The organism is Mesorhizobium sp. M0491 (genome assembly GCF_040321265.1).
Lineage (GTDB): Bacteria > Pseudomonadota > Alphaproteobacteria > Rhizobiales > Rhizobiaceae > Mesorhizobium.
Genome location: NZ_JAMYRE010000012.1, coordinates 80074 through 100166 on the forward strand (window position 1 = coordinate 80074; position 20093 = coordinate 100166).

Annotated in this window: 21 protein-coding genes; 9 read left to right on the top strand and 12 right to left on the bottom strand. The window is 63.8% G+C overall.

Annotated features, from left to right (window positions below):
* The 3 genes from NKI69_RS17210 to NKI69_RS17220 form a co-directional block, all read right to left on the bottom strand.
* The gene (locus NKI69_RS17210; protein WP_023808792.1) at positions 1-1146 is read right to left on the bottom strand and encodes an ABC transporter ATP-binding protein; all 1146 of its coding nucleotides are present in this window, start codon (positions 1144-1146) and stop codon (positions 1-3) included.
* An 88-nt stretch (positions 1147-1234) separates the two neighbouring features.
* Positions 1235-2185, bottom strand: a complete 951-nt coding sequence (locus NKI69_RS17215) for a PfkB family carbohydrate kinase (protein WP_023808793.1) — start codon at positions 2183-2185, stop codon at positions 1235-1237.
* Between the two features lie 3 nt (positions 2186-2188).
* Entirely contained in the window at positions 2189-2989 is an 801-nt protein-coding gene (locus tag NKI69_RS17220; RefSeq protein ID WP_023808794.1) for a beta/alpha barrel domain-containing protein, read from the bottom strand.
* A 161-nt stretch (positions 2990-3150) separates the two neighbouring features.
* On the opposite strand from NKI69_RS17220, the gene NKI69_RS17225 reads away from it, so the two are divergent.
* From NKI69_RS17225 to NKI69_RS17235, 3 genes are all read left to right on the top strand, one after another.
* Positions 3151-3912, top strand: a complete 762-nt coding sequence (locus tag NKI69_RS17225; RefSeq protein ID WP_023808795.1) for a DeoR/GlpR family DNA-binding transcription regulator — start codon at positions 3151-3153, stop codon at positions 3910-3912.
* Positions 3913-4179: 267 nt separating this feature from the next.
* Entirely contained in the window at positions 4180-5328 is a 1149-nt protein-coding gene (locus NKI69_RS17230; RefSeq protein WP_352674015.1) for a Gfo/Idh/MocA family protein, read from the top strand.
* A 10-nt stretch (positions 5329-5338) separates the two neighbouring features.
* A complete protein-coding gene (locus NKI69_RS17235) occupies positions 5339-6280 on the top strand; it encodes an alpha/beta hydrolase (protein ID WP_352722138.1) in 942 nt (313 codons plus the stop codon).
* A 10-nt stretch (positions 6281-6290) separates the two neighbouring features.
* Here the strand turns inward: NKI69_RS17235 and NKI69_RS17240 are convergent, their stop codons facing one another.
* On the bottom strand, positions 6291-7325 hold the full coding sequence (locus NKI69_RS17240; protein WP_127291142.1) for a LacI family DNA-binding transcriptional regulator: 1035 nt from the start codon (positions 7323-7325) through the stop codon (positions 6291-6293).
* A 412-nt stretch (positions 7326-7737) separates the two neighbouring features.
* On the opposite strand from NKI69_RS17240, the gene rsgA reads away from it, so the two are divergent.
* Entirely contained in the window at positions 7738-8748 is a 1011-nt protein-coding gene (rsgA, locus tag NKI69_RS17245; protein WP_352722141.1) for a ribosome small subunit-dependent GTPase A, read from the top strand.
* A gap of 26 nt (positions 8749-8774) precedes the next feature.
* Here rsgA and NKI69_RS17250 read toward each other — a convergent pair whose 3' ends face one another.
* Positions 8775-9308 (bottom strand): sterol desaturase family protein, encoded by a 534-nt coding sequence (locus NKI69_RS17250; protein WP_023808800.1) that lies wholly within the window; start codon positions 9306-9308, stop codon positions 8775-8777.
* A 172-nt stretch (positions 9309-9480) separates the two neighbouring features.
* On the opposite strand from NKI69_RS17250, the gene NKI69_RS17255 reads away from it, so the two are divergent.
* A complete protein-coding gene (locus NKI69_RS17255; protein WP_352722143.1) occupies positions 9481-9951 on the top strand; it encodes an NUDIX hydrolase in 471 nt (156 codons plus the stop codon).
* Positions 9952-9961: 10 nt separating this feature from the next.
* Here NKI69_RS17255 and pobA read toward each other — a convergent pair whose 3' ends face one another.
* From pobA to pcaD, 6 genes are read right to left on the bottom strand one after another with little or no spacing between them, the layout of a single operon-like run.
* Positions 9962-11134 (bottom strand): 4-hydroxybenzoate 3-monooxygenase, encoded by a 1173-nt coding sequence (gene pobA / locus NKI69_RS17260; RefSeq protein WP_352722146.1) that lies wholly within the window; start codon positions 11132-11134, stop codon positions 9962-9964.
* Positions 11134-12186, bottom strand: a complete 1053-nt coding sequence (locus NKI69_RS17265; protein ID WP_352722147.1) for a 3-carboxy-cis,cis-muconate cycloisomerase — start codon at positions 12184-12186, stop codon at positions 11134-11136. The genes pobA and NKI69_RS17265 overlap by 1 nt, the downstream gene beginning before the upstream one ends.
* 19 nt (positions 12187-12205) lie before the next feature.
* A complete protein-coding gene (pcaG, locus tag NKI69_RS17270; RefSeq protein ID WP_128302388.1) occupies positions 12206-12820 on the bottom strand; it encodes a protocatechuate 3,4-dioxygenase subunit alpha in 615 nt (204 codons plus the stop codon).
* Positions 12820-13572 carry a protocatechuate 3,4-dioxygenase subunit beta gene (gene pcaH / locus NKI69_RS17275; RefSeq protein ID WP_352722150.1) on the bottom strand — a complete coding sequence of 251 codons (753 nt, stop codon included), beginning with the start codon at positions 13570-13572 and terminating at the stop codon, positions 12820-12822. The genes pcaG and pcaH overlap by 1 nt, the downstream gene beginning before the upstream one ends.
* On the bottom strand, positions 13562-13969 hold the full coding sequence (pcaC, locus tag NKI69_RS17280; protein WP_352722152.1) for a 4-carboxymuconolactone decarboxylase: 408 nt from the start codon (positions 13967-13969) through the stop codon (positions 13562-13564). The genes pcaH and pcaC overlap by 11 nt, the downstream gene beginning before the upstream one ends.
* On the bottom strand, positions 13962-14771 hold the full coding sequence (gene pcaD / locus NKI69_RS17285; RefSeq protein WP_352722154.1) for a 3-oxoadipate enol-lactonase: 810 nt from the start codon (positions 14769-14771) through the stop codon (positions 13962-13964). The genes pcaC and pcaD overlap by 8 nt, the downstream gene beginning before the upstream one ends.
* Before the next feature lie 92 nt (positions 14772-14863).
* On the opposite strand from pcaD, the gene pcaQ reads away from it, so the two are divergent.
* A complete protein-coding gene (gene pcaQ, locus NKI69_RS17290; RefSeq protein ID WP_352722157.1) occupies positions 14864-15781 on the top strand; it encodes a pca operon transcription factor PcaQ in 918 nt (305 codons plus the stop codon).
* 18 nt (positions 15782-15799) lie between these two features.
* Here pcaQ and NKI69_RS17295 read toward each other — a convergent pair whose 3' ends face one another.
* Positions 15800-16729 carry an aldose 1-epimerase gene (locus NKI69_RS17295; RefSeq protein ID WP_352722159.1) on the bottom strand — a complete coding sequence of 310 codons (930 nt, stop codon included), beginning with the start codon at positions 16727-16729 and terminating at the stop codon, positions 15800-15802.
* A gap of 60 nt (positions 16730-16789) precedes the next feature.
* On the opposite strand from NKI69_RS17295, the gene NKI69_RS17300 reads away from it, so the two are divergent.
* The 3 genes from NKI69_RS17300 to NKI69_RS17310 are packed head-to-tail and all read left to right on the top strand — an operon-like array spanning position 16790 to position 20093.
* Positions 16790-17581 (top strand): FadR/GntR family transcriptional regulator, encoded by a 792-nt coding sequence (locus NKI69_RS17300; protein ID WP_031212276.1) that lies wholly within the window; start codon positions 16790-16792, stop codon positions 17579-17581.
* Positions 17578-19305 (top strand): IlvD/Edd family dehydratase, encoded by a 1728-nt coding sequence (locus NKI69_RS17305; RefSeq protein WP_352722161.1) that lies wholly within the window; start codon positions 17578-17580, stop codon positions 19303-19305. Before NKI69_RS17300 ends, NKI69_RS17305 begins: the two co-directional genes overlap by 4 nt.
* Before the next feature lie 11 nt (positions 19306-19316).
* Positions 19317-20093, top strand: coding sequence for an SDR family NAD(P)-dependent oxidoreductase (locus NKI69_RS17310; RefSeq protein ID WP_128302381.1), 777 nt, complete (start codon positions 19317-19319; stop codon positions 20091-20093).

The window sequence follows — 20093 nt, forward strand, 5'->3', positions numbered from 1 at the left end:
TCAGATTGCCAGATGCGTCTCGGGATCGAAGAAATGGAGCTTGGTATCATCCAGGGCCAACCTGATTTCCGAGCCGGAGCGGACTGTGCTGACCGGTTCGAATTTCGCCACCGCATTCGACGCCAGGCCGAAATCCTGCACCGCGTCGGGGTCGCCGGAGTCCACCCGGACCGCGTCGATGTCGAGATGGACGATTTGTTCGGATCCAAGTTCTTCGATCGAGGTCACCTTTGCCGGTATCGTCTGATACTTGCGGCCGGATTCGAGGCTGCTGTCATAGAGATCCTCCGGTCGTATCCCGAACACGACCTTGCGCCCCGCATACGACCTCAAGTCCGGCCTGCGGACGAAGGCTGCATCCTGCAGCCGGATGGCTAAGGCGCCGGACATCAGTTCGTCGCCCGTCAGGGTCGCCTCGAAAAGGTTCATTGAAGGAGACCCGATGAAGCCGGCAACGAAGGCGTTCACCGGCGATTCATAGAGCCTCTTGGGTGTGTCGACCTGCTGCAGCACGCCGCCTTTCAACACCGCGACCCGGTCGCCCATCGTCATGGCTTCGGTTTGGTCGTGGGTCACATATATGGTCGTTACGCCGAGCTGCTTTTGCAAACTGGTGATTTCGGCGCGCATTTGAACGCGCAGTTTCGCGTCCAGATTGGAAAGGGGTTCGTCCATGAGAAAGGCTGCCGGCTCGCGCACCATGGCGCGGCCCATGGCAACCCTTTGACGCTGTCCGCCTGAAAGGTTCGCGGGCTTGCTGTCCAGCAGAGACGTCAGTTGAAGGGTTTTGGCGATCTCGTCCACGCGCTTTTTGCGCTCGGCCTTCGGCTTGCCCGCCAGCCGCATCGAAAAGCCGATGTTTTCGAACACCGTCATATGCGGGTAGAGGGCGTAGCTCTGGAAGACCATCGCGATGTCGCGGTCCTTGGGCGGCATGTCGACAACGTCGACTCCGCCGATCCGAAGGCTGCCGCTGGTGACGTCCTCCAATCCCGCGATCATCCGCAGCGCGGTGGATTTGCCACAGCCGGACGGCCCGACGAGAATCAAAAACTCGCCGTCCTTGACCGACAGGTTCAATTGGTCGATTGCGTGAAAATTGTTCCCGTATGTCTTGCAGATATTCTCAAGAACGACTTCTGCCATATTCCTCCCTCCACAAGTCTAAGCCACTGATTTTTATGATTGTCCTCGGCTTATGTTCACCTGCGAAATATTCCTCGGATAGTTCGGACTAAGTTCCGGTATCGAGCCGCGCATATTTCAGTTCGACTGCCGACGGCGCTTTCGTCGATGCCAGAAGTTCCATGACCTGGTCGTTGGTCGGAAGCGCCTCGCGTCCGCCCCGCCCCGTTATCGAAAGGGCCGCCGCCGCAGCCGCGAATGCGACCCGGCCTGCGGTGTCGGCCCCGCGCGTTAATGCAAAGGCATAGGCGCCATGAAAGCAGTCACCGGCGCCGGTCGAGTCGACGACGGCAACCCGGTGCGGAGGCAGGTGCCAGAGCCCTGTCTGGTCGCGTCCGCGATAGAAGACGCCCCTGCCGCCATCCGTCAGAACCACGGCGGACCGCGACGGCAACCACAATGCGTCGAGTATCTCGGCCGGCGACCGGCGGCCGGTGGCGGTCCGCGCAAAGCCGAGCGGAAGAATGAGATGGTCGCAGAGCCCGATCAGTCTCTCGGTGGCCGGGCCGTGGCTCCATTCGACATCACCGAGGATCGCAAGGCCGAGATCGCGAGCCCGGGCCACGACATCCAGCGACCCGATCCCGTAACTGTCGACGATCAGGACTGTCGCGCGGCTGAGAACCTCGTCCGGAAAGTCCGGCGCGGTGCCCAGCATCGCTTCGTCGTCATACGCGATGAATCGCTCGCCATCCGAACCGACGGTGATCCGCGAGCGCACCGGGCGCGCGTGCGGGTGGCGCGGCGCGAACGCGGTTTCAACGCCGCTCGCAACGAGATCGCACAACACGGCGTCGTCGGCGGCATTGCCCAGCCATCCGACGAACCCGGCGCTTCCGCCGAGCCGCGCGACGGCGGCAAGTGCCGTCGCGACATTTCCTCCGAAAGCTCGGGCACTTTGCAGAACCTTCCCCTTGCCCGCCGACAACGGCTGATCGACATAGACGATGTCGTCGATCGCAATAGCTCCGAAGCCGAGGATTGAAGGGACGGTGGGCATCGTTCAGGCACCCGCCTTCGCCAAGGCGTCTTGCGCCGAAAGGCCGTCATGGATGACGCCTCGAAAGGCGATCGCTGCCTTTTCCGGATCGCCGTGCCCCCAGAGATTGCGGCCCACCACGGCACCGCGCGCGCCGGCACGGATGGCGTCCGCCGTCTGCTGAAGGGCGCCGAGCAGCGTGTCGGTCTTCGGACCGCCGGCGATCACAACCGGCACCGGGCAGGTCCGAACGGTCTCTCGAAACGACTCGAAATCGCCCGTGTAACCGATCTTGATCACGTCGACGCCGGACTCGTAGCCGATGCGTGCCGCATAGGCGATCTCGTCGGGGGTGAAGACGATTTTTGCCCCGTCGGTGAAATCGCGAGGGTAGATATGCGCCACCACCGGCATGCCGTAACGGGCCGCCGCATTCACCGAATCGGTCAGCCAGCGTATGTATTTGCCCTCGGTCGCGCCGCGCACCGGAATGGCCACGGCCAACGCATCGGCGCCAGCGCGCACCGCATCCTCGGGCGTTCCAATTAGTTCACTGATGCGATCGTCCGGGGTGAAGCAGCCGGCCTGGATCACCAGGCAAGCCTTGCCCGCGTATTGCGGCCACAGATGGCGCGCAGTGCCAGGCTGGATGCTGACGTAGTCGGGTTTGCCTACCATGACGCGTGCAAGCGCGCCCGGCAGGTCGGCAAGACCTCCTTTGCGCACGTCGCCATAGCCGACAAAGTGGTCGACCGCGCCGCCAAAAAGATTCCCCGACGGATGTGAGAAGAGGCGCGCCAGGCGCACCTTGGTTCCGAGGCTCATGAGTCCAAAACTCTCCAATCGATTGATTTCAAAATCCTGGACCCAGTGTTTGCGAAAGAAAAGACAAATGCAATCTTTCGAAAGCTTTCGAATTCGCATATTTTTGGTAGAGTGAACCGAAGCCAGGGCGATCGCTTGGCGCATGGAGGCAAGGACAGGGCATGTTGTCAGAGCAGAGACGCCAGTCGATCCTGGGTGAAGTGCAACGCAGCGGACAGGTTCGCATCAAGGACCTGTCAGACGATTTTGGCGTGTCGGAAGTCACGGTGCGCTCCGACCTCGAGATACTGGACCGTAAGGGACTGCTGACCAAGACCCGTGGAGGCGCAGTGACCCGGACCACGGATTCGACCACGGCCGCGTTCGCCCGGCGGATGCAAACGAACCTCGATGCAAAGAAACGCATCGCCCGGGCAGCGGTAGAACTGTTCGAGGACAACCAATCGGTCATCTTCGACGGCGGCTCGACATTGATGCAGGTTGCCATGCTGTTACCGCCGCTCAGCAATGTCGTGGTCGCGGCCACGGCGATGAATATCGTGCAGCATCTGATGCATCGGCCCGGGCTCGACGTTCACATGATCGGCGGCCGGGTCTATCCAGACACGGTGAGCACACTGATCACCGATGCCGACACGGCTCTCGGCGGCTTGGTAGCGCATCAGGTCTTTGTTGGAGCGCATGCGATTGACTCGTCACTGGATGTGGTCGACGTGAACGAAGACATGGCGCGAACGAAGCGAAACCTCGTGCGCATGGCCCGGCGCGTTGTCCTCCTTGCGGATTCGAGCAAATGGGGCGTCAGCGGGACCTCAAAGGCCTTTTCGCTGTCGAGCGTCGATGTCGTGATCACGGACGATGGCCTGTCCGGCGCGATACGCAGCCAGCTTGATAGGACCGGGGCCAAGGTGATCTATGCCTGACTCCATCGCGGTCCCTGGCCACGACGGAAATACCCAATGCGCGCATGACCCACGGGATTCGCATCGGCGGTCGGCCGTTTTTTCATGTCGGTCATTTTCTCCCTCCCAGGGCTGGCAGCCTCCGATATCGCGCCAGCATTTTCGCATGTTGGATAAAAATTTTACGCGCGTCAATATTTAAAATGTTGTATAGCCCTTTGCGAAAGCGATCCGTTGCCGGCTGGGCGAATCCGGCGGAGCATGGCGCATCGGGAGGTACGATCGAAAATGCACGGGATACCAATGACGAAACTCGGGATCGGCGTCATCGGATGCGGCAATATCTCGATGACCTATCTGCGCAATGCCGCCCTCTTCGGCGGCATCGAATTGCGCGCCTGCGCCGATATTTCCGCCGACATGGCGGCAGTGCGGGCGAAGGAATATGGCATACGGGCACTCGGCGTCGATGCACTGCTGGCCGACCCCGAGATCGATCTTGTCCTCAACCTGACCATTCCGGCGGCGCATTTCGATATTTCGTTTGCCGCGCTTTCGGCCGGCAAGCACGTCTTCACCGAAAAGCCGCTCGCCACCTCGGCCGCCGATGGACAGCGCCTGGTCAATGAGGCGCGGTCGCGCGGCCTGCTGCTCGGCTCGGCGCCCGACACGTTCCTCGGTGCTGCCGGGCGCCGTGCGCGCCGGTTGATGGACCAGGGCGCCATTGGCCGTCCGGTCACCGGCACCGCCTTCATGATGGGCCGCGGCATGGAGCACTGGCACCCCAACCCGCAATTCTACTACCAGCCAGGCGGTGGCCCGGTGTTCGACATGGGTCCGTACTATCTGACCATGCTGGTCAATCTGCTCGGCCCGGTCGAGCGCGTCATGGCAATGGCGACACGCGGCCAGGAAGAAAGGCTGATCACCGCCGAAGGGCCATTCAAGAACACCACATTCAAGGTCGGCACGCCGACCAATGTGCTGTCGCTGCTCGAGTTCCGCTCCGGCGCGACCGTCACCTTCGGCGCCTCGTGGGACGTCTTTCGCCACTCCAACCATCCGATCGAACTGCACGGCACGGAGGGCTCGCTGCGCCTGCCCGACCCCGACACGTTCGGCGGCACGGTGTCGCTGTCGGAACGCGGCACCGACTGGCAGGATTTCGCCAGCGAGGGCGAGCTCTACGGCGCCCGCAACTGGCCTTACGCGGCACCCGATCGCGCCAATTACCGCATGCTCGGCGTCGCCGATCTGGTGCGCTCGCTTCAAACCGGCAACACCCCACGGGCCTCCGGCAGCCTTGCGCTGCATGTACTGGAGGTCATGGAGGCTATCCTGCGCTCCGGTGAAACACAGGGCTCGGTCGCCATCGCGGGCGATGTCGTGCAGCCGGCTCTGCTGACCGAGGAAGAGGCGAGCAGCCTGCTGGCCTGAGGGTATGATCATGACGCTCGATCCGGATGCGCTGCGCGTCCTCGAAATTGGTCGTGCAGCCGGCGGCGAGCCATTCGAGACCGGCAGCGTGGCGGCAGCGCGAACTGCCTACAACGCCTCGTTCCCGGCGCTACAGGGTGAGCACGAGCCGGTCGCTGCGACCCAAGAACGGCAGATCGACGGGCCGAATGGGCCTATTGCGCTCCGCATCCATCGCGGCATCGGCGCACCGCAAAGCGGGGCGCCGGCGCTGCTCTATTTGCATGGCGGCGGCTGGGTCATCGGCAACCTCGATTCGCATGACGAGATCTGTCGCCTGATGGCCCATCTCGGCAACGCCGTCATTGTCTGTCCTGACTATCGCCTGGCGCCGGACCATAAATTTCCCGCCGGGCTCGAGGATTGTCTGGCAACTCTTCGTTTCCTGGCCGAGAACGCCGCCGATCTCGGCATCGACATCAGACGCATCGGTGTGGCCGGCGACAGTGCCGGCGGCAACCTCGCGGCCGTGCTGGCGCTGCTCGCCCGCGATGGGCTGGCGCCAGCCCTTGCCGCGCAGATCCTGATCTACCCCAACACCGACGCGCGGCAGACATCCGACAGCTACCGGCGTTTCGGCGACGGCTTCGGGCTCACCGCAACCACCATGGCCTGGTTCCGCGACCATTATTTGCGAACGCCCGACGATATCACGGACTGGCGCGTCTCGCCCTTGCTGGCGCCTGCCCTCGCCGGCGCGGCGCCGGCTTTTGTGGCGCTTGCCGGCTGCGACATCCTCGCCGACGAAGGGGCAGCCTATGCGGCGCGCCTGCAAGCCGCGGGCGTTCCGCTCATCCTGCGGCAATGGCCGGGGCAGATCCACGGCTTCGTCTCGATGGGACGCCATATCCCCGCTGCCCGGCAAGCGGTGGCCGAGGCGGTGGCCGCCTGGCGCCAGTTCGAGAAAAGCTGATGCCGGTCGTTCAGGCCGACTGACGCATCACCAGGGTGGCGCCGAGCTTGACGGTGCGCGCCATGCCCTGCTTCGGGGGATCGGCCTCGTCCAGCAAGGCCAGCAGGATCTCGACGCTGCGCCCGGCCATAGCGGCGAAATCCTGCGCCATGGTGGTCAGCGCCGGGCAGGTGTAGCGGCTCAGCGGATGATCGTCATGCGCAGCAACGCGCAGATCGCAATCGGGCCTGCGGCCGACCTTCAGGCCGCGCGAGAACGCGGCCGCCATCACACCAAAGGCGAGACGATCATTGGCGCACAGGATGGTGCGGCCGGGCAAGGTGCCGGCCTCCAGTATTTTTTCCGTCTGCTCGTAGCCGATGCGTTCGAAATCCCAGGTGTAATCGCGGGTGCCTTCGATGACGACCGGCTTGAACCCGGCGGTCTCCATCGCGACGATGTAGCTTTCCTGGCGTTCGCCGGAGTTGTGGTTGACGTGTGGGATGTCGAGATAGACCGGCGGCTCACCCGAACGGCAGAGATAGTCGACGATGGTCGAGACGCTCTGCCGGTTGTCGTTGCCGACGAACGGCGTATCGCCCTCGATATAGGTGTCGAAATAGACAATCGGAATGTCCTGCCCGAGCTTGTCGAAGACGCCGCGGTCGGAAGCCAGACCCAGTGGGGCGATGATCGCGCCGGCGACCTTCAGGGACAGCAGCGTCCTGACCGACTCCGCCTCCAGCTTCGGCGAACCATGCGAGGAGATGACGATCGGCCAGTAGCCTTCGTCGCGGCAGCGAAATTCGATGCGGCTGACCATCTCGGCGTAGAACGGATCGGTGATCGTCGGCACGACGATGCCGATGTTACGGGTGCGCTTGCGGTTGAGATTGCGGGCGAAAAGGTTGGGCTGATAGTCCGAGGAGCGCAGGGCGGCTTCGATGCGCGCCCGCGTCGCCGGCTTCACGCTCGCCGGATCGTCGAAATATTTGGACAGCGTCGGCCGGGACACGCCGCATGCCTGGGCGAAGTCGTCCATCGTGCGGTGTGTCTTCTCCGCCATCGATATATTCCTGATCCCCTGCCATGATCGGCCCCGCCACCAGTCATGCGGCCGTTGACCGGATGCGACAATGCTCGACACAACTTATTCAGTCAATTTTCACGGTTACCAATAGAGCGCAAAAAAATTGCATGCGTCAAATTATTTGTTAACGTTTAAAGCTGACGTGGCTCGCCGCCGTTTTCCCGCCAAACGCTTTCGGACAGCGCTGTTTCGTCGACTTGATCGTCAGTTCGACGATCGAGGGATAGGCTGCAGAAGCTTGCCGCTCGCTCTCGGCTACGGGCCTGCTTGCCAAATGTCGCCATGCCGCCCATACACGGCTTGGGCAATCGCCTCGCCCGTTCGCCACCTGCCAGGGATACTGTCCGATGTCCGCGACGCCGTGGTCAAAGCCGTGACGGACCACTCCATGCCATCGCTTGCCGGCCTGGGCTGGACGGATTTTTTTGGCGACCAGCTCGAACCCGGCGACGCCGATCTTGTCCCGACGCGGATCGCCACCGTCCACCGGGATCGCCTGACCGGCCTGTCCCAGGCAGGGCCGGTCGATCTGACGCTGCCGGCGCAGGCGAACACCGGTGACTATGCGGTCGGCGACTGGGTGCTGGTCGATGGGCATGAACACCTTGTCCAGCGCCGCCTGTCCCGCAAGACGGTGTTGGAACGCCGCACCCAGGGCGGCAGGGTGCCGCAGCTTGCCGCGGCCAATATCGACACGCTGTTCATCGTCACTTCGTGCAATGCCGACTTCAACCCCGCCCGCCTCGAGCGCTACCTGGCGCTGGCCAACGAGGCCGGAACGACGCCGGTGATCCTGCTGACCAAGGCCGATACCGCTGAAGACGCCGGGAGCTATGAAAGGCAGGCTGCCGCGCTGCAGCGTGGATTGCCGGTCGTGATGCTGAACCCCCGCACATCGGATGCGGCAACCGTCCTGGCTGCCTGGTGCGGTGTCGGCCAGACGGTGGCGCTGATCGGCTCCTCCGGCGTCGGCAAATCGACGCTGGTCAACACGCTGGCCGGATCGGCGCAGCAATCGCCGCAACAGACCGGAGGCATTCGCGAGCACGATTCCAAGGGACGCCACACCACCACGTCGCGATCGCTGCACGCCATTGCCGGCGGCGGCTGGGTGATCGATACGCCGGGCATGCGGACTTTGCAGGTCAGCGACGTCGCCTCCGGCATCGACACGCTGTTTGCCGAAATCACCGAGCTCGCGCCGCTCTGCAAGTTCCGCGACTGCACGCATGTGCATGAGCCGGGCTGCGCTGTGCAGGCTGCCTTAAAGGCCGGGACGCTCGATCCGGAGCGCCTTGCCCGCTGGCGAAAACTGTCCGACGAGAACCAGAACAACACGCCGGTTCAGAGCGGCCCCCGCGGAGCCAAGTCTCCCGGCGGTCGCGGGAAGAGGCGTTGAACGGTTGGGGTTGGCCTGGCCTCGGACTAGAGCCGCGCCGTCCCGAAAACCCGATCCCAGAATATCGACGTCACGCCGAAATTGGCGTTTTCGTCGACATGATGATGCACGGCGTGTCGGCGCTTGAGCGTGTAGAGATAGCTCGGATGGGCGGGGTGCCAGTGATGGATCATGTGGTGGATGCTGATGTACCAGAGGTACCCCAGCATCAGCCCGCAGCTTACCGCGCTCGCGGTTGCGAAGTCCGAGACCACCCAAACGGGCACAAACGCGATCAGCGCATGCACCCCGAGGCTGAGCCAGGTCGGGGTGCCCACCGAACTGCGCTCCTCGACATGGTGACGATCATGCAGGTCCTTGATGTAGGGAATATGGTGAAGAACGAACCTGTGCAGCACATACTCGATCAGCGTCCAGAGGCCTAGACAGGCGAGGACCGTGCCGATCCAGCCTGGTGCACTCTCTTCGCCGGCCTCGAGCAGCCCGGCCACTGCCAGCACGGCGATTACCAGCGGATACACGACGAAGTCGCTATAGTAGCCAATAAGACCGAGTTGCATCGTCACCTAGCCTTCGAGCCGCCAAATAAGCGATGGTATCAGATTGCCGGACTCGCGGGTGAGGTGCAATGCAGACGTGCCTGACATAGCGTCGCAATCCCCTGGTGCAAGGTTCGCGTCAACGATTCAAGGACCATCGGCAGGCTGCCGGCTTCGCAACGGACGTACAAAAATGGCAAAATGCAGTGCGGGATTGCTGATCTATCGCCGCAGCGACGGCGATCTCAGGGTGTTGCTGGTTCACCCGGGCGGCCCCTTCTGGGCGAAGAAGGACGACGGTGCGTGGTCGATACCGAAGGGCCTCATCGGCGAGAACGAGGACGAGTTGGCGGCAGCGCAGCGCGAGACCGAGGAAGAGCTCGGCATCAGGGTCGATGGGTCCTTCACGCGTCTCGGCGACTACAGGCAACCAGGCGGAAAGATCGTCATGGCCTGGTCTGTCGAGGCGACCGCCGACATTGATGTCGCCGCCATCACGAGCAACATTTTTACCATGGAATGGCCGCCAAGGTCGGGATTCCTGAAGGAGTTCCCGGAGGTGGACAGAGCGGGCTGGTTCACCTTGGCCGAGGCCGAGGTGAAGATCCTCAAAGGGCAGCGCCCGATGCTGTCGGACTTTGCCAGGCAGCAAGGCGCCGGATGATCCGCGGCCCTCAGTACGGCAGGCCGACATAGTTCTCGGCGAGCGCGGTCGATGCGGCACGTGACTGCACGAGGTAGTCGAGTTCGGCCTCCTGGATGCGCTGGCCGAACTCGCCGGTGTCTGGAAAGCGGTGCAGCATCGTCGTCATCCACCAGGAGAAACGCACCGCTTTCCAGACCCGTGCCAGAGCCTTGCCTGAATAGGCGTCGATGCCGGCCGTTGACTTGTCGCGATAGAAATCGTGCAGGCCGGCAAAGAGATAGCGCACGTCGCTGGCGGCGAGGTTGAGGCCCTTGGCGCCGGTCGGCGGCACGATGTGGGCGGCATCACCGACCAGGAAGAGCCGGCCGAAGCGCAGCGGCTCGGCAACGAAGGAGCGCAGCGGCGCGATCGATTTCTCGAAGGACGGTCCAGTGACGACATTTGCCGCCGTCTGCTCCGGCAAGCGGCGGCGCAACTCGTCCCAGAAGCGCTCATCCGACCACGCCTCCACGCGATCGTCCTGCGGGCACTGCACATAGTAGCGGCTGCGATGCGTCGAGCGCATCGAGCACAGCGCAAAACCCCGCTCGTGATTGGCGTAGACCAGTTCGCGGTCGGCTGGCGGCACCTCGGCCAGCACGCCGAGCCAGCCGAACGGATACCGCCGCTCGAAGATTTTTAGCGCACGCTCGGGCACCGATTTGCGGCTGACGCCATGATAGCCGTCGCAGCCGGCAACGAAGTCGCAGTCGATGCGATGCGTGACGCCGTCCTTGTCATAGGTGGCGAAAGGCGCGGTGCCGTCGAAATCGTGCAGAGCGACATCTGCCGCCTCGTAGATCGTGGTCAGCCCTGCCGCGTCGCGCTTGTCCATCAAATCGTGCGTCACCTCGGTCTGGCCATAGACGGTGACATGCCTGCCGTCGGTCAGCGCCTCGAGGTCGATGCGATGCAAGCGTCCGTCGAAGGCGAGCGAGATGCCAGTATGCGGCAGCCCTTCGGCATGCAGCCTTGCCGCCGCGCCGGCCTGTTCCAGCAATTCGACGGTGCCCTGTTCGAGCACCCCTGCCCGCACGCGGCCAAGCACGTGCTCGCGGCTCGCACGTTCCAGGACGACCGTCTCGACGCCGATGCCGGCCAGAAGCTGCCCAAGCAGCAGGCCGGACGGTCCGGACCCAACGATGACGATTTGTGTGCGCATCAGCGGCCGAGACTTTCGACCTGTGCGGCCAGTTCGGCGGCAAGGCGCAGCGACGCGGCTGTGGCGACGGCCATTTGCGGCAGCAGCAGCCACTCCAGCGTCCAGGCAGCGCCCGACCGCTCCTGCTCATGCACGAGCGCCTGATGCATGCCGGCAAGCTGCGTGGCGTTGAAGCGGGCAAGCGCCACCAGCGCTTCGGCCTTCACCGGGTTCTTCTTGTGCGGCATGGCCGACGAGCCGCCGCCACCGGAAAGCTCGATCTCGGTTCCATCTTGCGCCAGCAGCGCGATGTCCTGGCCGAATTTGCCGAGGCTGCCTGATACCAATGACATCAGGCCGGCAAAGTCGGCGAGCGCGTCACGCTGGCTGTGCCACTGCGGTGCGTCGCCAAGACCAAGCCTGGCGGCAAGTGCCGCGCGCACCGCCGGCCCCTTGTCATCAAGCTTTTCCAGCGTGCCGGCGGCACCGCCGAATTGCACCACCAGCAGACGCCTGGACTGCTCGGATAGCCTCTCCTGATGCCGTTGCAGCGGCGCCCGCCACGCCGTGACGCGATCGGCCACTTTGATCGGAAGCGCCTTCTGCATGCGCGTCATCCCGGTCAGCGCCCTGCCGCCAAAACGCTCTTTGAGCGAAGCGAGGCGTATGACGGTTTCAGTCAACAGCAGATCGAGATGCTCGACGACGGATTTCAGCCGAAGCATCAGGCCGGTATCGATCACATCCTGGCTGGTCGCACCGAAATGCACTTTCCGGCCATGCGGTTCGCCGACCGCAGCCCTGATCTGGCGCACCAGCTCCGGCACCATGACGCCGTCCTTGGCGACCCCGGCTCGCAGCAGAGCCGTGTCCGGCCGGAAGGTGCCAAGCGCCGCCACGATCGCTGCCCCGGCATCCTTGGGAATTATCCCGTTATCGGCCTCCGCTTGCGACAGCGCCTGTTCAAAGATCAGCATGGCCTCGATTTCCGCCTCAACGGAAAAATGCCTCGCCGCTTCTTCGTCGCCGAGAAGAGCGGAGAGCAGCGGATGGTCGAAAGGCGATACAGTCATGTCACAGGCCTCCTGAGCATCAGCTATCGAAGAAGACCGTTTCCTTCTCCCCCTGGAGATGGACGTCGAAGACATACATATCGCCTTGGCGCTCGGCGATCAGCGTCGGCACGCGAACGCGGTGCTCGATACGCGCGAGGATCGGATCTTCGGCATTGGCCTTTTCCTCATCGGAGAAATACAGCCTTGTGTGCAGGCCGAGATTGATGCCGCGGGCGACAATCCAGAGCGTGATGTGCGGCGCCATCAGGCGGCCGTCCCGGAACGGCACGCGACCCGGCTTGACCGTCTCGAACGTGCAGAGGCCGGTGTCCATATCGGTCGGGCAACGGCCCCAGCCGAAGAAATTCGGATCGGCAGCACCACGCAGTTCGGCCGGCGAATTGTAGAGCCCATCCGCATCCGCTTGCCAGATCTCGATCAGCGCGTCCTTGAGCGGCGTGCCGGTGCCATCGAGCACCCGGATGCGCAGGCCGATGCGCTCGCCCTTGGTCTTGTCGTTGACCATGGTGGCGCCGAGATCACTGGGATAGACGCCGCCGATGCCGCAGAAATTGGGTGTCAGCCCGATATGGACGTAGGGTCCGGCGGTCTGCGAAGGGCTTTCCCTGAGCCGGTCGAGCGACTGGGCCATCAATTGCCCTCCAGCCTGTTTTCGAACAGCGACGCGCGGCGCCCGCGCAGCACGATGTCGAACTTGTAGGCGCGCGCGTCGAAGGGGATCGTCGCTTGCATGTCGAGCGCGGCGATCAGCGTCTCAACGGCTGCCTTGTCGGGAATGCCGCGCGCGATCGGGCACTGCCAGATCAGCGGGTCGCCCTCGAAATACATCTGCGTGATCAGCCGCTGGGCAAAGCCGTGGCCGAACACCGAGAAATGAATGTGCGAGGGGCGCCAGTCGTTCGGCCCATTCGGCCAGGGATAGGGTCCAGGCTTGACGGTGCGAAACGCATAGCCGCCGTCCTCGGTGGTGAGGGCTCGGCCGCAGCCGCCAAAATTCGGGTCGAGCGGCGCCAGATAGCCATCCTTCTTGTGGCGATAGCGGCCGCCGGCATTGGCCTGCCAGAATTCGAGCAGCGCGCCGGGCACGCCAACGCCTCGCTCGTCGAGCACTCGGCCATGGACGATAATCCGCTCGCCGAGCGCGCTCTCGCCGGGCCTGGCGAAATTGTGGATCAGGTCGACGTCAAGTTCGCCCAATATTGCGTGGCCGAAAACGGGACCTGCAATCTCCGACAGCGTGTTGTCGAAGGCGAGCGGTGCTTTTTGCGGCGAGCGCAGCACCGAGGTTTTATAGTTCGGCGTCAGAGCCGGCGGATGCCAGGTCCGGTCGCGCTGGAAGAAGGCGCCGGTCTCGGGCCTCGTCGCGCCGGACTCAGCGGGCATTCCTGGCTCCGTCCATTTCCGAAAACACGTCCTTGGCTATTCTGAAGGCACGGTTGGCTGCCGGCACGCCGGCATAGATGGCGACATGCAGGAACGCCTCGCAGATGTCGTCGCGCGAAGCACCGGTGTTGGCGGTGGCGCGCACATGCATGGCGATCTCCTCATCATGGCCGAGTGCGGCCAGTAGCGCCAGCGTGACGATCGAACGCTCACGCTTGGTGAAGCCCGGCCGCGCCCAGACGGTTCCCCAGGCAGCCTCGGTGATCAGCTCCTGGAAAGGCTGGTCGAAATCGGTGGCGGCGATTTCGGCCCGGTCGACATGCCGGTCGCCGAGTACCGAGCGCCGCACCGCGAGCCCCTTGCGATATCTGGCTGCGTCGCCGGGGACTTCATCCATGGGTTTCTGCTCCAGGGGCAAGCGACGCGATAAAACTGCGGATCAGGGCGACCAGCGCTTCGGGTTGTTCGACGCAAGGAATGTGTCCGGCGTCGCGGATGATCTGGAAGCGCGCGGCGGGGATCAGCTCGGCCAGCGAGCGGACGAGATCGGGAGGCGTCGAGCCATCCTGGTCGCCGGCAACGCAGAGCGTCGGCACCGCGATGTGGCGCGCGCTGTCGGTGAAATCCGCATCGCGAACGGCCGCGCAAGTGCCGACGTAACCTGCAAGCGCTTGCCTCGTCATCATGTTCCAATAGCCGTCGAGCTCGGCCACACGCGCCGCGTGGAAGGCGGCGGTGAACCACACTTTGAGCACGCCATCGGCAATCGCTTGGATGCCCTTGCTTTCGACCGTCGCGATGCGTGTATTCCAGCTGTCCGTCGTGCCGATCTTGTGTGCCGTGTCGCAAAGGATCATGGCCTCTACGATATCGGGGCGCCTGGCATAAAGCCCCTGAGCGATCATGCCGCCGACCGACAGGCCGCACAGCACGACCTTGCTCAAGCCGAAATGATCGATGAGCGCCGAAAGATCATCGACATGATCGTCGATCGACCTGATGTCGCCGATATCGGACAGCCCATGGCCGCGCTTGTCATAGACCAGCAGCGGCATTTCACCATCGAGCGCCGAGACAATTTCGTCCCAGATCCGGAAGTCGGTGCCCAGTGAATTGATGAATATGATAGGGCGCGCATTGCCGGCCGCCTTGGTGTGGCGATGGTGCAGCGTGATGCCGCCGATGGTGACGAATGGCACGGTTTTGGTCCTCCGCCTCCACATTGCACAAGGCGTTTGGTTCGGTAAAATGATATTTTGCGTCGTTTCATTAACTCATGGGTTATCAATCCATGTCCCATAGCCGCATCCGGTTCCGTCACCTGCAGGCATTCCTGGAAGTTGCGCGGCAGGGAAGCGTGGCACGAGCGGCCGACTTGCTGCATGTCAGTCCGCCGGCTGTGACCAAGACATTGCGCGAACTGGAAGAGGCGCTCGGCGTCGCTATGGTCGAACGCGATGGCCGCGGTATCAAGGTGACACGGCTGGGCGAAATCTTCCTTGGCCATGCGGGTACTGCGATCACAGCATTGAGACGCGGCGTCGATTCCGTCCGGCAGGACGGAGCGGTCAACCGGCACCCGATCCGCATCGGCGCGCTGCCGACGGTCTCGGCGCGGGTGATGCCGCTCGCCATGACCTTGTTCCTCAAGGAGAGCGCCGGTGCGGCGATCAAGATCGTCACCGGCGAGAATGCGGTGCTGCTCGAACAGTTGCGAACCGGCGCACTGGATCTCGTCGTCGGACGGCTGGCGGCGCCGGAGAACATGACCGGCTTCTTCTTCGAGCACCTCTATTCCGAACCGGTGCTGTTCGTGGTGCGGGCGGGACATCCGCTGCTCGATCCAGGACAGGATGTGTTCGCACGGCTCGACGAATTCCCGATGCTGATGCCGACGCGGGAATCGGTCATCCGCCCCTTCGTCGACCGCCTGTTCATCACCAACGGCATGACGGCGCCGGCAACCGAGATCGAAACCGTCTCGGACTCCTTCGGCCGAGCCTTCCTGCGGCAGAGCAATGCCGTCTGGATCATTTCGGCTGGCGTCGTTGCCAACGAACTCGGCAGCGGCGCCTTCGTCGCCTTGCCGGTCAACACCGAGGAAACCAAGGGACCGGTCGGTCTGACCATGCGCACCGACACGGCGCCCTCGCCGGCCTTCTCCATCCTGCTGCAGACCATCCGCGAAGCAGCAAAGCAAAGCAGTTGATGCGGCTCAGATTGGCGATCAGGCCGCCTGCGAAGGCGTGAAGCGAACGCTTGCGGATCGCATCTGCCCAGGCGCCAGCACGATGCAACCGGTGTCGATGCCTGCTTCACCCGTGCGGTTGAAGGCGTCGGTGATGTTGCTGACCGGCTCGGCGCAAAAGAATGGCTCGCCGGGCGGCGTGTAGAGGACGAGGAAATCGAGCGGCGCCTCGGCCTCGATGTCCAGTTGCCGCCCACGCTCCGGCCAGGAGATCCGGGCACGGCGCGTCCATCCGGTGAAGACCGTGTCGAAGTCCGTCTCCGACACGTCGAAGCCGGTGGTAGGATTGGAGCCAGCGGGCGGCAGGACGTGCCGGGTGGGCAGGATTTCCGCATCGGTCTCCCACATGCCGGATACCTGCGCCTGGACATGTGTCCACGGTGTCGACGGGAAATAGGGATGGAGGCCGAAGCCTGCCGGCATCGGCATGTCCGAGAGATTGCGCAGCGAAAGGGCAATGATCAGCCCGCCATCGGCCAGCGAGATCGCTTGCCTTGCCTCATAGCTCCACGGCCAGGAATCGGCGGCATGGCGATAAGATAGGAGGGTGGTGCTGGCTTCGTGCCGGACGACTGTCCATGGCCGACGCCAGCCATGGCCATGCTCATGATGCGGATCTTCCGGGCTGGTCGGCAGTTCGACGGTGCGGCCCGCGAATGCGAAGCGCCCGCCCCTTATGCGATTGGAATAGGGAACCAGCGGGAAGCAGGCCATGGCGCCGGCATCGCGGCTGTCGATCGCCGCCTGATCCGCAGGACGCAGCCAATCCACGACGGATCCGTTTTGCCGCCAGCGATACGACGCCAGCGCGCCGCCGGCGGCCGGGGCAATCTCTACAGTCGCAATGCCATCGCTGATCGAGACCAGCTCTTGATGCCGCTCGGCAACGGCAGCGGAATTCTTTGTCACCGGCATTCCCCCTCCCTTGACTCCAGTCGCAATGCCGATAAGACATATCATATGAATAGTATGAAGAATAAGAAATCTTTCAGCACGGCGCGCACGTCGAGGGTTGCGGTCGCGGTCTCCAGCGGCTCGACGGCGCTGCATGCGACTGTCGTCGAGCAGATCGGATTGCGCATCGTGCAAGGCGATTTCCTGCCCGGCGAGGCACTGCCCAATGCCGACGATTCCAGCGAGATGCTGGGGGTCAGCCGCACGGTGCTGCGCGAGGCGATCAAGGTGCTGGCCGGCAAGGGACTGGTCGAATCGCGGCCGAAGACCGGCACAAGGGTGCGTCCCCGTGCCGACTGGAATTTCCTCGACCCGGACGTCCTGTCATGGCGCTACGCAGGCGGCGTCAGCGCCGACGATGTCCGGGCGCTGTTCGAGCTGCGCCGAGCCATCGAGCCGATGTCGGCCGCACTTGCCGCGCAACGCGCCACGCCGGCGCAGATTGCCGAGATCAATGCCGCGCTGGCCGAAATGGAAGCGGTGGTTGACGACGGCGACCGCTTCGCCAAGCCCGATCTTTTGTTCCATCAGACCATCCTGCGCATGACCGGCAATGAGCTGATCGGCTCGCTGGCGGCACTGGTCGAAACCGCATTGGTGATGAGCTTTCGCCTCTCCAACGACAATCCGGACGGGCAGCGTCATTCTTTGCCGCTGCATCGGGAAGTGGCCGAAAAGATCGCATCCGGCGACGCCACTGGTGCGCAAAACGCGCTGCTGGTGCTCATCGACAATGCCGAGGAAGACGTGCGCCGCAGCGTCGAAAGCCGCAACAAGCGCCGCCAGGATCGGGAACAGACATCGTGACCGACACCAAACGCAAGCTGCGGTCCGAGGCCTGGTTCGGCGGTGAGGGCAAGAACGCCTTCATGCACCGCAGTTGGATGAAGAACCAGGGCATCCCCGCCGACGCTTTCGATGGCCGCCCGGTGATCGGCATCTGCAACACCTGGTCGGAACTGACCCCATGCAATGCCCATCTGCGGGCGCTGGCCGATCACGTCAAACGCGGCGTCTATGAAGCGGGCGGCCTGCCGCTCGAATTCCCGGTGATGTCGCTCGGCGAGAGCAACATGCGCCCGACCGCCATGCTGTTTCGCAATCTGGTCAGCATGGATGTCGAAGAGTCCATCCGCGGCAACCCCATCGATGGCGTCATCCTGCTGGTCGGCTGCGACAAGACCACGCCGGCACTCTTGATGGGTGCCGCGTCGTGCAACCTGCCGACCATCGCCGTTTCCGGCGGGCCGATGCTCAACGGCAAGTTCCGCGGACAGGATATCGGCTCGGGCACCCATGTCTGGAAATTCGCCGAGGAAGTTAAGGCCGGCCGGATGCCGGTCGCCGACTTTCTCGCCGCCGAGCAGGGCCAAAGCCGATCTGCGGGCAGCTGCATGACAATGGGCACGGCCTCGACCATGGCCAGCATGGTCGAGGCGCTCGGCATCGGCATGCCGGACAACGCCGCGATCCCCGCGGTGGATTCGCGCCGTGGCGTGCTCGCCCAGATGGCCGGACGCCAGATCGTCGACCTCGTCCGCAGGGACGTGACAATCGCGCAGATCCTCACCCGGGAAGCATTCGAGAACGCCATTCGAGTCAACGGCGCGATCGGTGGCTCGACCAATGCGGTGCTGCATCTGATCGCCATCGCCAACCGGATCGGTGTCGATCTCAGCCTCGATGACTGGGACCGCCTTGGCCGGGACATTCCAACTATTGTCGATTTGATGCCGTCGGGCCGGTTCCTGATGGAAGATTTCTACTACGCCGGGGGGCTAGCTGCGGTCATGGCGTCGCTTGATGAAGTGGGGCTTCTTCATCGCGACGCCATGACCGTCAGCGCCAAGACCATCGGTGAACTGATCGACGGCGCGCCCAACTACAACAGCGAGGTGATCCGGCCGCTGAGCCAGCCGCTGACCAAGGAAGGCGGCATCTCGATCCTGCGCGGCAATCTGGCGCCCGACGGGGCGGTCATCAAACCGTCCGCGGCAACGCCTGAACTGATGCAGCATCGCGGCAAGGCGGTGGTGTTCGAGAACATCGAGCACTACTACGCCCGCATCGACGATCCGGAGCTGGACATCGACGCCTCCTCGGTGATGGTGCTGAAGAACTGCGGACCGCGCGGTTATCCCGGAATGGCCGAAGTCGGCAACATGCCGCTGCCGGCGAAACTGCTGAAGCAAGGCATCTCCGACATGGTGCGCATTTCGGACGCGCGCATGAGCGGCACCGCCTACGGCACCGTGGTTCTGCATGTGGCGCCGGAAGCAGCCGCAGGTGGCGCGCTGGCTCTGGTGCGCGACGGCGACCTCATCGAGCTCGATGTCGCCGGCCGCCGGCTGGAGCTTTTGGTGTCGGATGAGGAGCTGGCGATCCGCCGGCGTGACTGGAAGCCGCCGGCGCCGCCGGAAGGCGGCTATCAGAGCCTTTATGTCGAGCGCGTGCTGCAGGCCGACAAGGGCTGCGATTTCGACTTTCTCGTCGGTCGGCGCGATGCCGGCATTCCTCGGCATTCGCACTAGAGAGGCGCGCGATGACGGATGAAATCGGCTATGCGATCTATCCAAGCCTCAAGGGCCGCAGCGTCTTCATAACCGGCGGCGGCAGTGGCATCGGCGAAAGCCTGGTGCGCCATTTCTGCGCGCAAGGCAGCCGCGTCGCCTTCGTCGACATGGCCGAGGAGCCTTCCCGGCGTCTGGTCGACGCGATCTCGGCCGAGGGACATGCCGCGCCGCTGTTCATTCCCTGCGACCTGCGCAACGTCGAAGAGTTGCAGGCGGCAACCGTTCAGGCGATGCAGCACAACGGCCCTATCCAGGCGCTGTGCAACAATGCCGGCAATGACGACCGCCACCAGACCAAGGACGTGACGGTTGCCTACTGGGACGACCGCATGGCGGTCAATTTGCGCCATCAGTTCTTCGCGGCGCAGGCGGTGCGTCCACAGATGAATGCGCTGGGCGGCGGCTCGATCATCAATTTCGGCTCCATCACCTGGATGGTCGGCGATCCGGATTGCCCAGCCTATGTCACCGCGAAAGCGGCTGTCTACGGCATGACGCGGGCGCTGGCTCGCGAACTCGGCCCCGAACGCATCCGCGTCAACTGCATGGTGCCGGGATGGGTCATGACAGAGCGCCAGATGCGGCTGTGGCTGAACTCGGCCGGCGAACGCCAGATCGCGGAAAGGCAGTGCCTGCCCGACCGGCTGCAACCCTCCGATATCGCGCGCATGGCGCTGTTTCTCGCCGCAGACGACAGCCGCATGTGCACGAGCCAGCAGTTCATCGTCGATGCGGGCTGGGTGTGA

Bases quoted from the DNA above. Each gene is read 5' to 3' on its own strand.
- NKI69_RS17210 (WP_023808792.1), bottom strand. From the start codon at position 1,146: ATGGCAGAAGTCGTTCTTGAGAATATCTGCAAGACATACGGGAACAAT.
- NKI69_RS17215 (WP_023808793.1), bottom strand. From the start codon at position 2,185: ATGCCCACCGTCCCTTCAATCCTCGGCTTCGGAGCTATTGCGATCGAC.
- NKI69_RS17220 (WP_023808794.1), bottom strand. From the start codon at position 2,989: ATGAGCCTCGGAACCAAGGTGCGCCTGGCGCGCCTCTTCTCACATCCG.
- NKI69_RS17225 (WP_023808795.1), top strand. From the start codon at position 3,151: ATGTTGTCAGAGCAGAGACGCCAGTCGATCCTGGGTGAAGTGCAACGC.
- NKI69_RS17230 (WP_352674015.1), top strand. From the start codon at position 4,180: ATGCACGGGATACCAATGACGAAACTCGGGATCGGCGTCATCGGATGC.
- NKI69_RS17235 (WP_352722138.1), top strand. From the start codon at position 5,339: ATGACGCTCGATCCGGATGCGCTGCGCGTCCTCGAAATTGGTCGTGCA.
- NKI69_RS17240 (WP_127291142.1), bottom strand. From the start codon at position 7,325: ATGGCGGAGAAGACACACCGCACGATGGACGACTTCGCCCAGGCATGC.
- rsgA (WP_352722141.1), top strand. From the start codon at position 7,738: ATGCCATCGCTTGCCGGCCTGGGCTGGACGGATTTTTTTGGCGACCAG.
- NKI69_RS17250 (WP_023808800.1), bottom strand. From the start codon at position 9,308: ATGCAACTCGGTCTTATTGGCTACTATAGCGACTTCGTCGTGTATCCG.
- NKI69_RS17255 (WP_352722143.1), top strand. From the start codon at position 9,481: ATGGCAAAATGCAGTGCGGGATTGCTGATCTATCGCCGCAGCGACGGC.
- pobA (WP_352722146.1), bottom strand. From the start codon at position 11,134: ATGCGCACACAAATCGTCATCGTTGGGTCCGGACCGTCCGGCCTGCTG.
- NKI69_RS17265 (WP_352722147.1), bottom strand. From the start codon at position 12,186: ATGACTGTATCGCCTTTCGACCATCCGCTGCTCTCCGCTCTTCTCGGC.
- pcaG (WP_128302388.1), bottom strand. From the start codon at position 12,820: ATGGCCCAGTCGCTCGACCGGCTCAGGGAAAGCCCTTCGCAGACCGCC.
- pcaH (WP_352722150.1), bottom strand. From the start codon at position 13,572: ATGCCCGCTGAGTCCGGCGCGACGAGGCCCGAGACCGGCGCCTTCTTC.
- pcaC (WP_352722152.1), bottom strand. From the start codon at position 13,969: ATGGATGAAGTCCCCGGCGACGCAGCCAGATATCGCAAGGGGCTCGCG.
- pcaQ (WP_352722157.1), top strand. From the start codon at position 14,864: ATGTCCCATAGCCGCATCCGGTTCCGTCACCTGCAGGCATTCCTGGAA.
- NKI69_RS17300 (WP_031212276.1), top strand. From the start codon at position 16,790: ATGAAGAATAAGAAATCTTTCAGCACGGCGCGCACGTCGAGGGTTGCG.
- NKI69_RS17310 (WP_128302381.1), top strand. From the start codon at position 19,317: ATGACGGATGAAATCGGCTATGCGATCTATCCAAGCCTCAAGGGCCGC.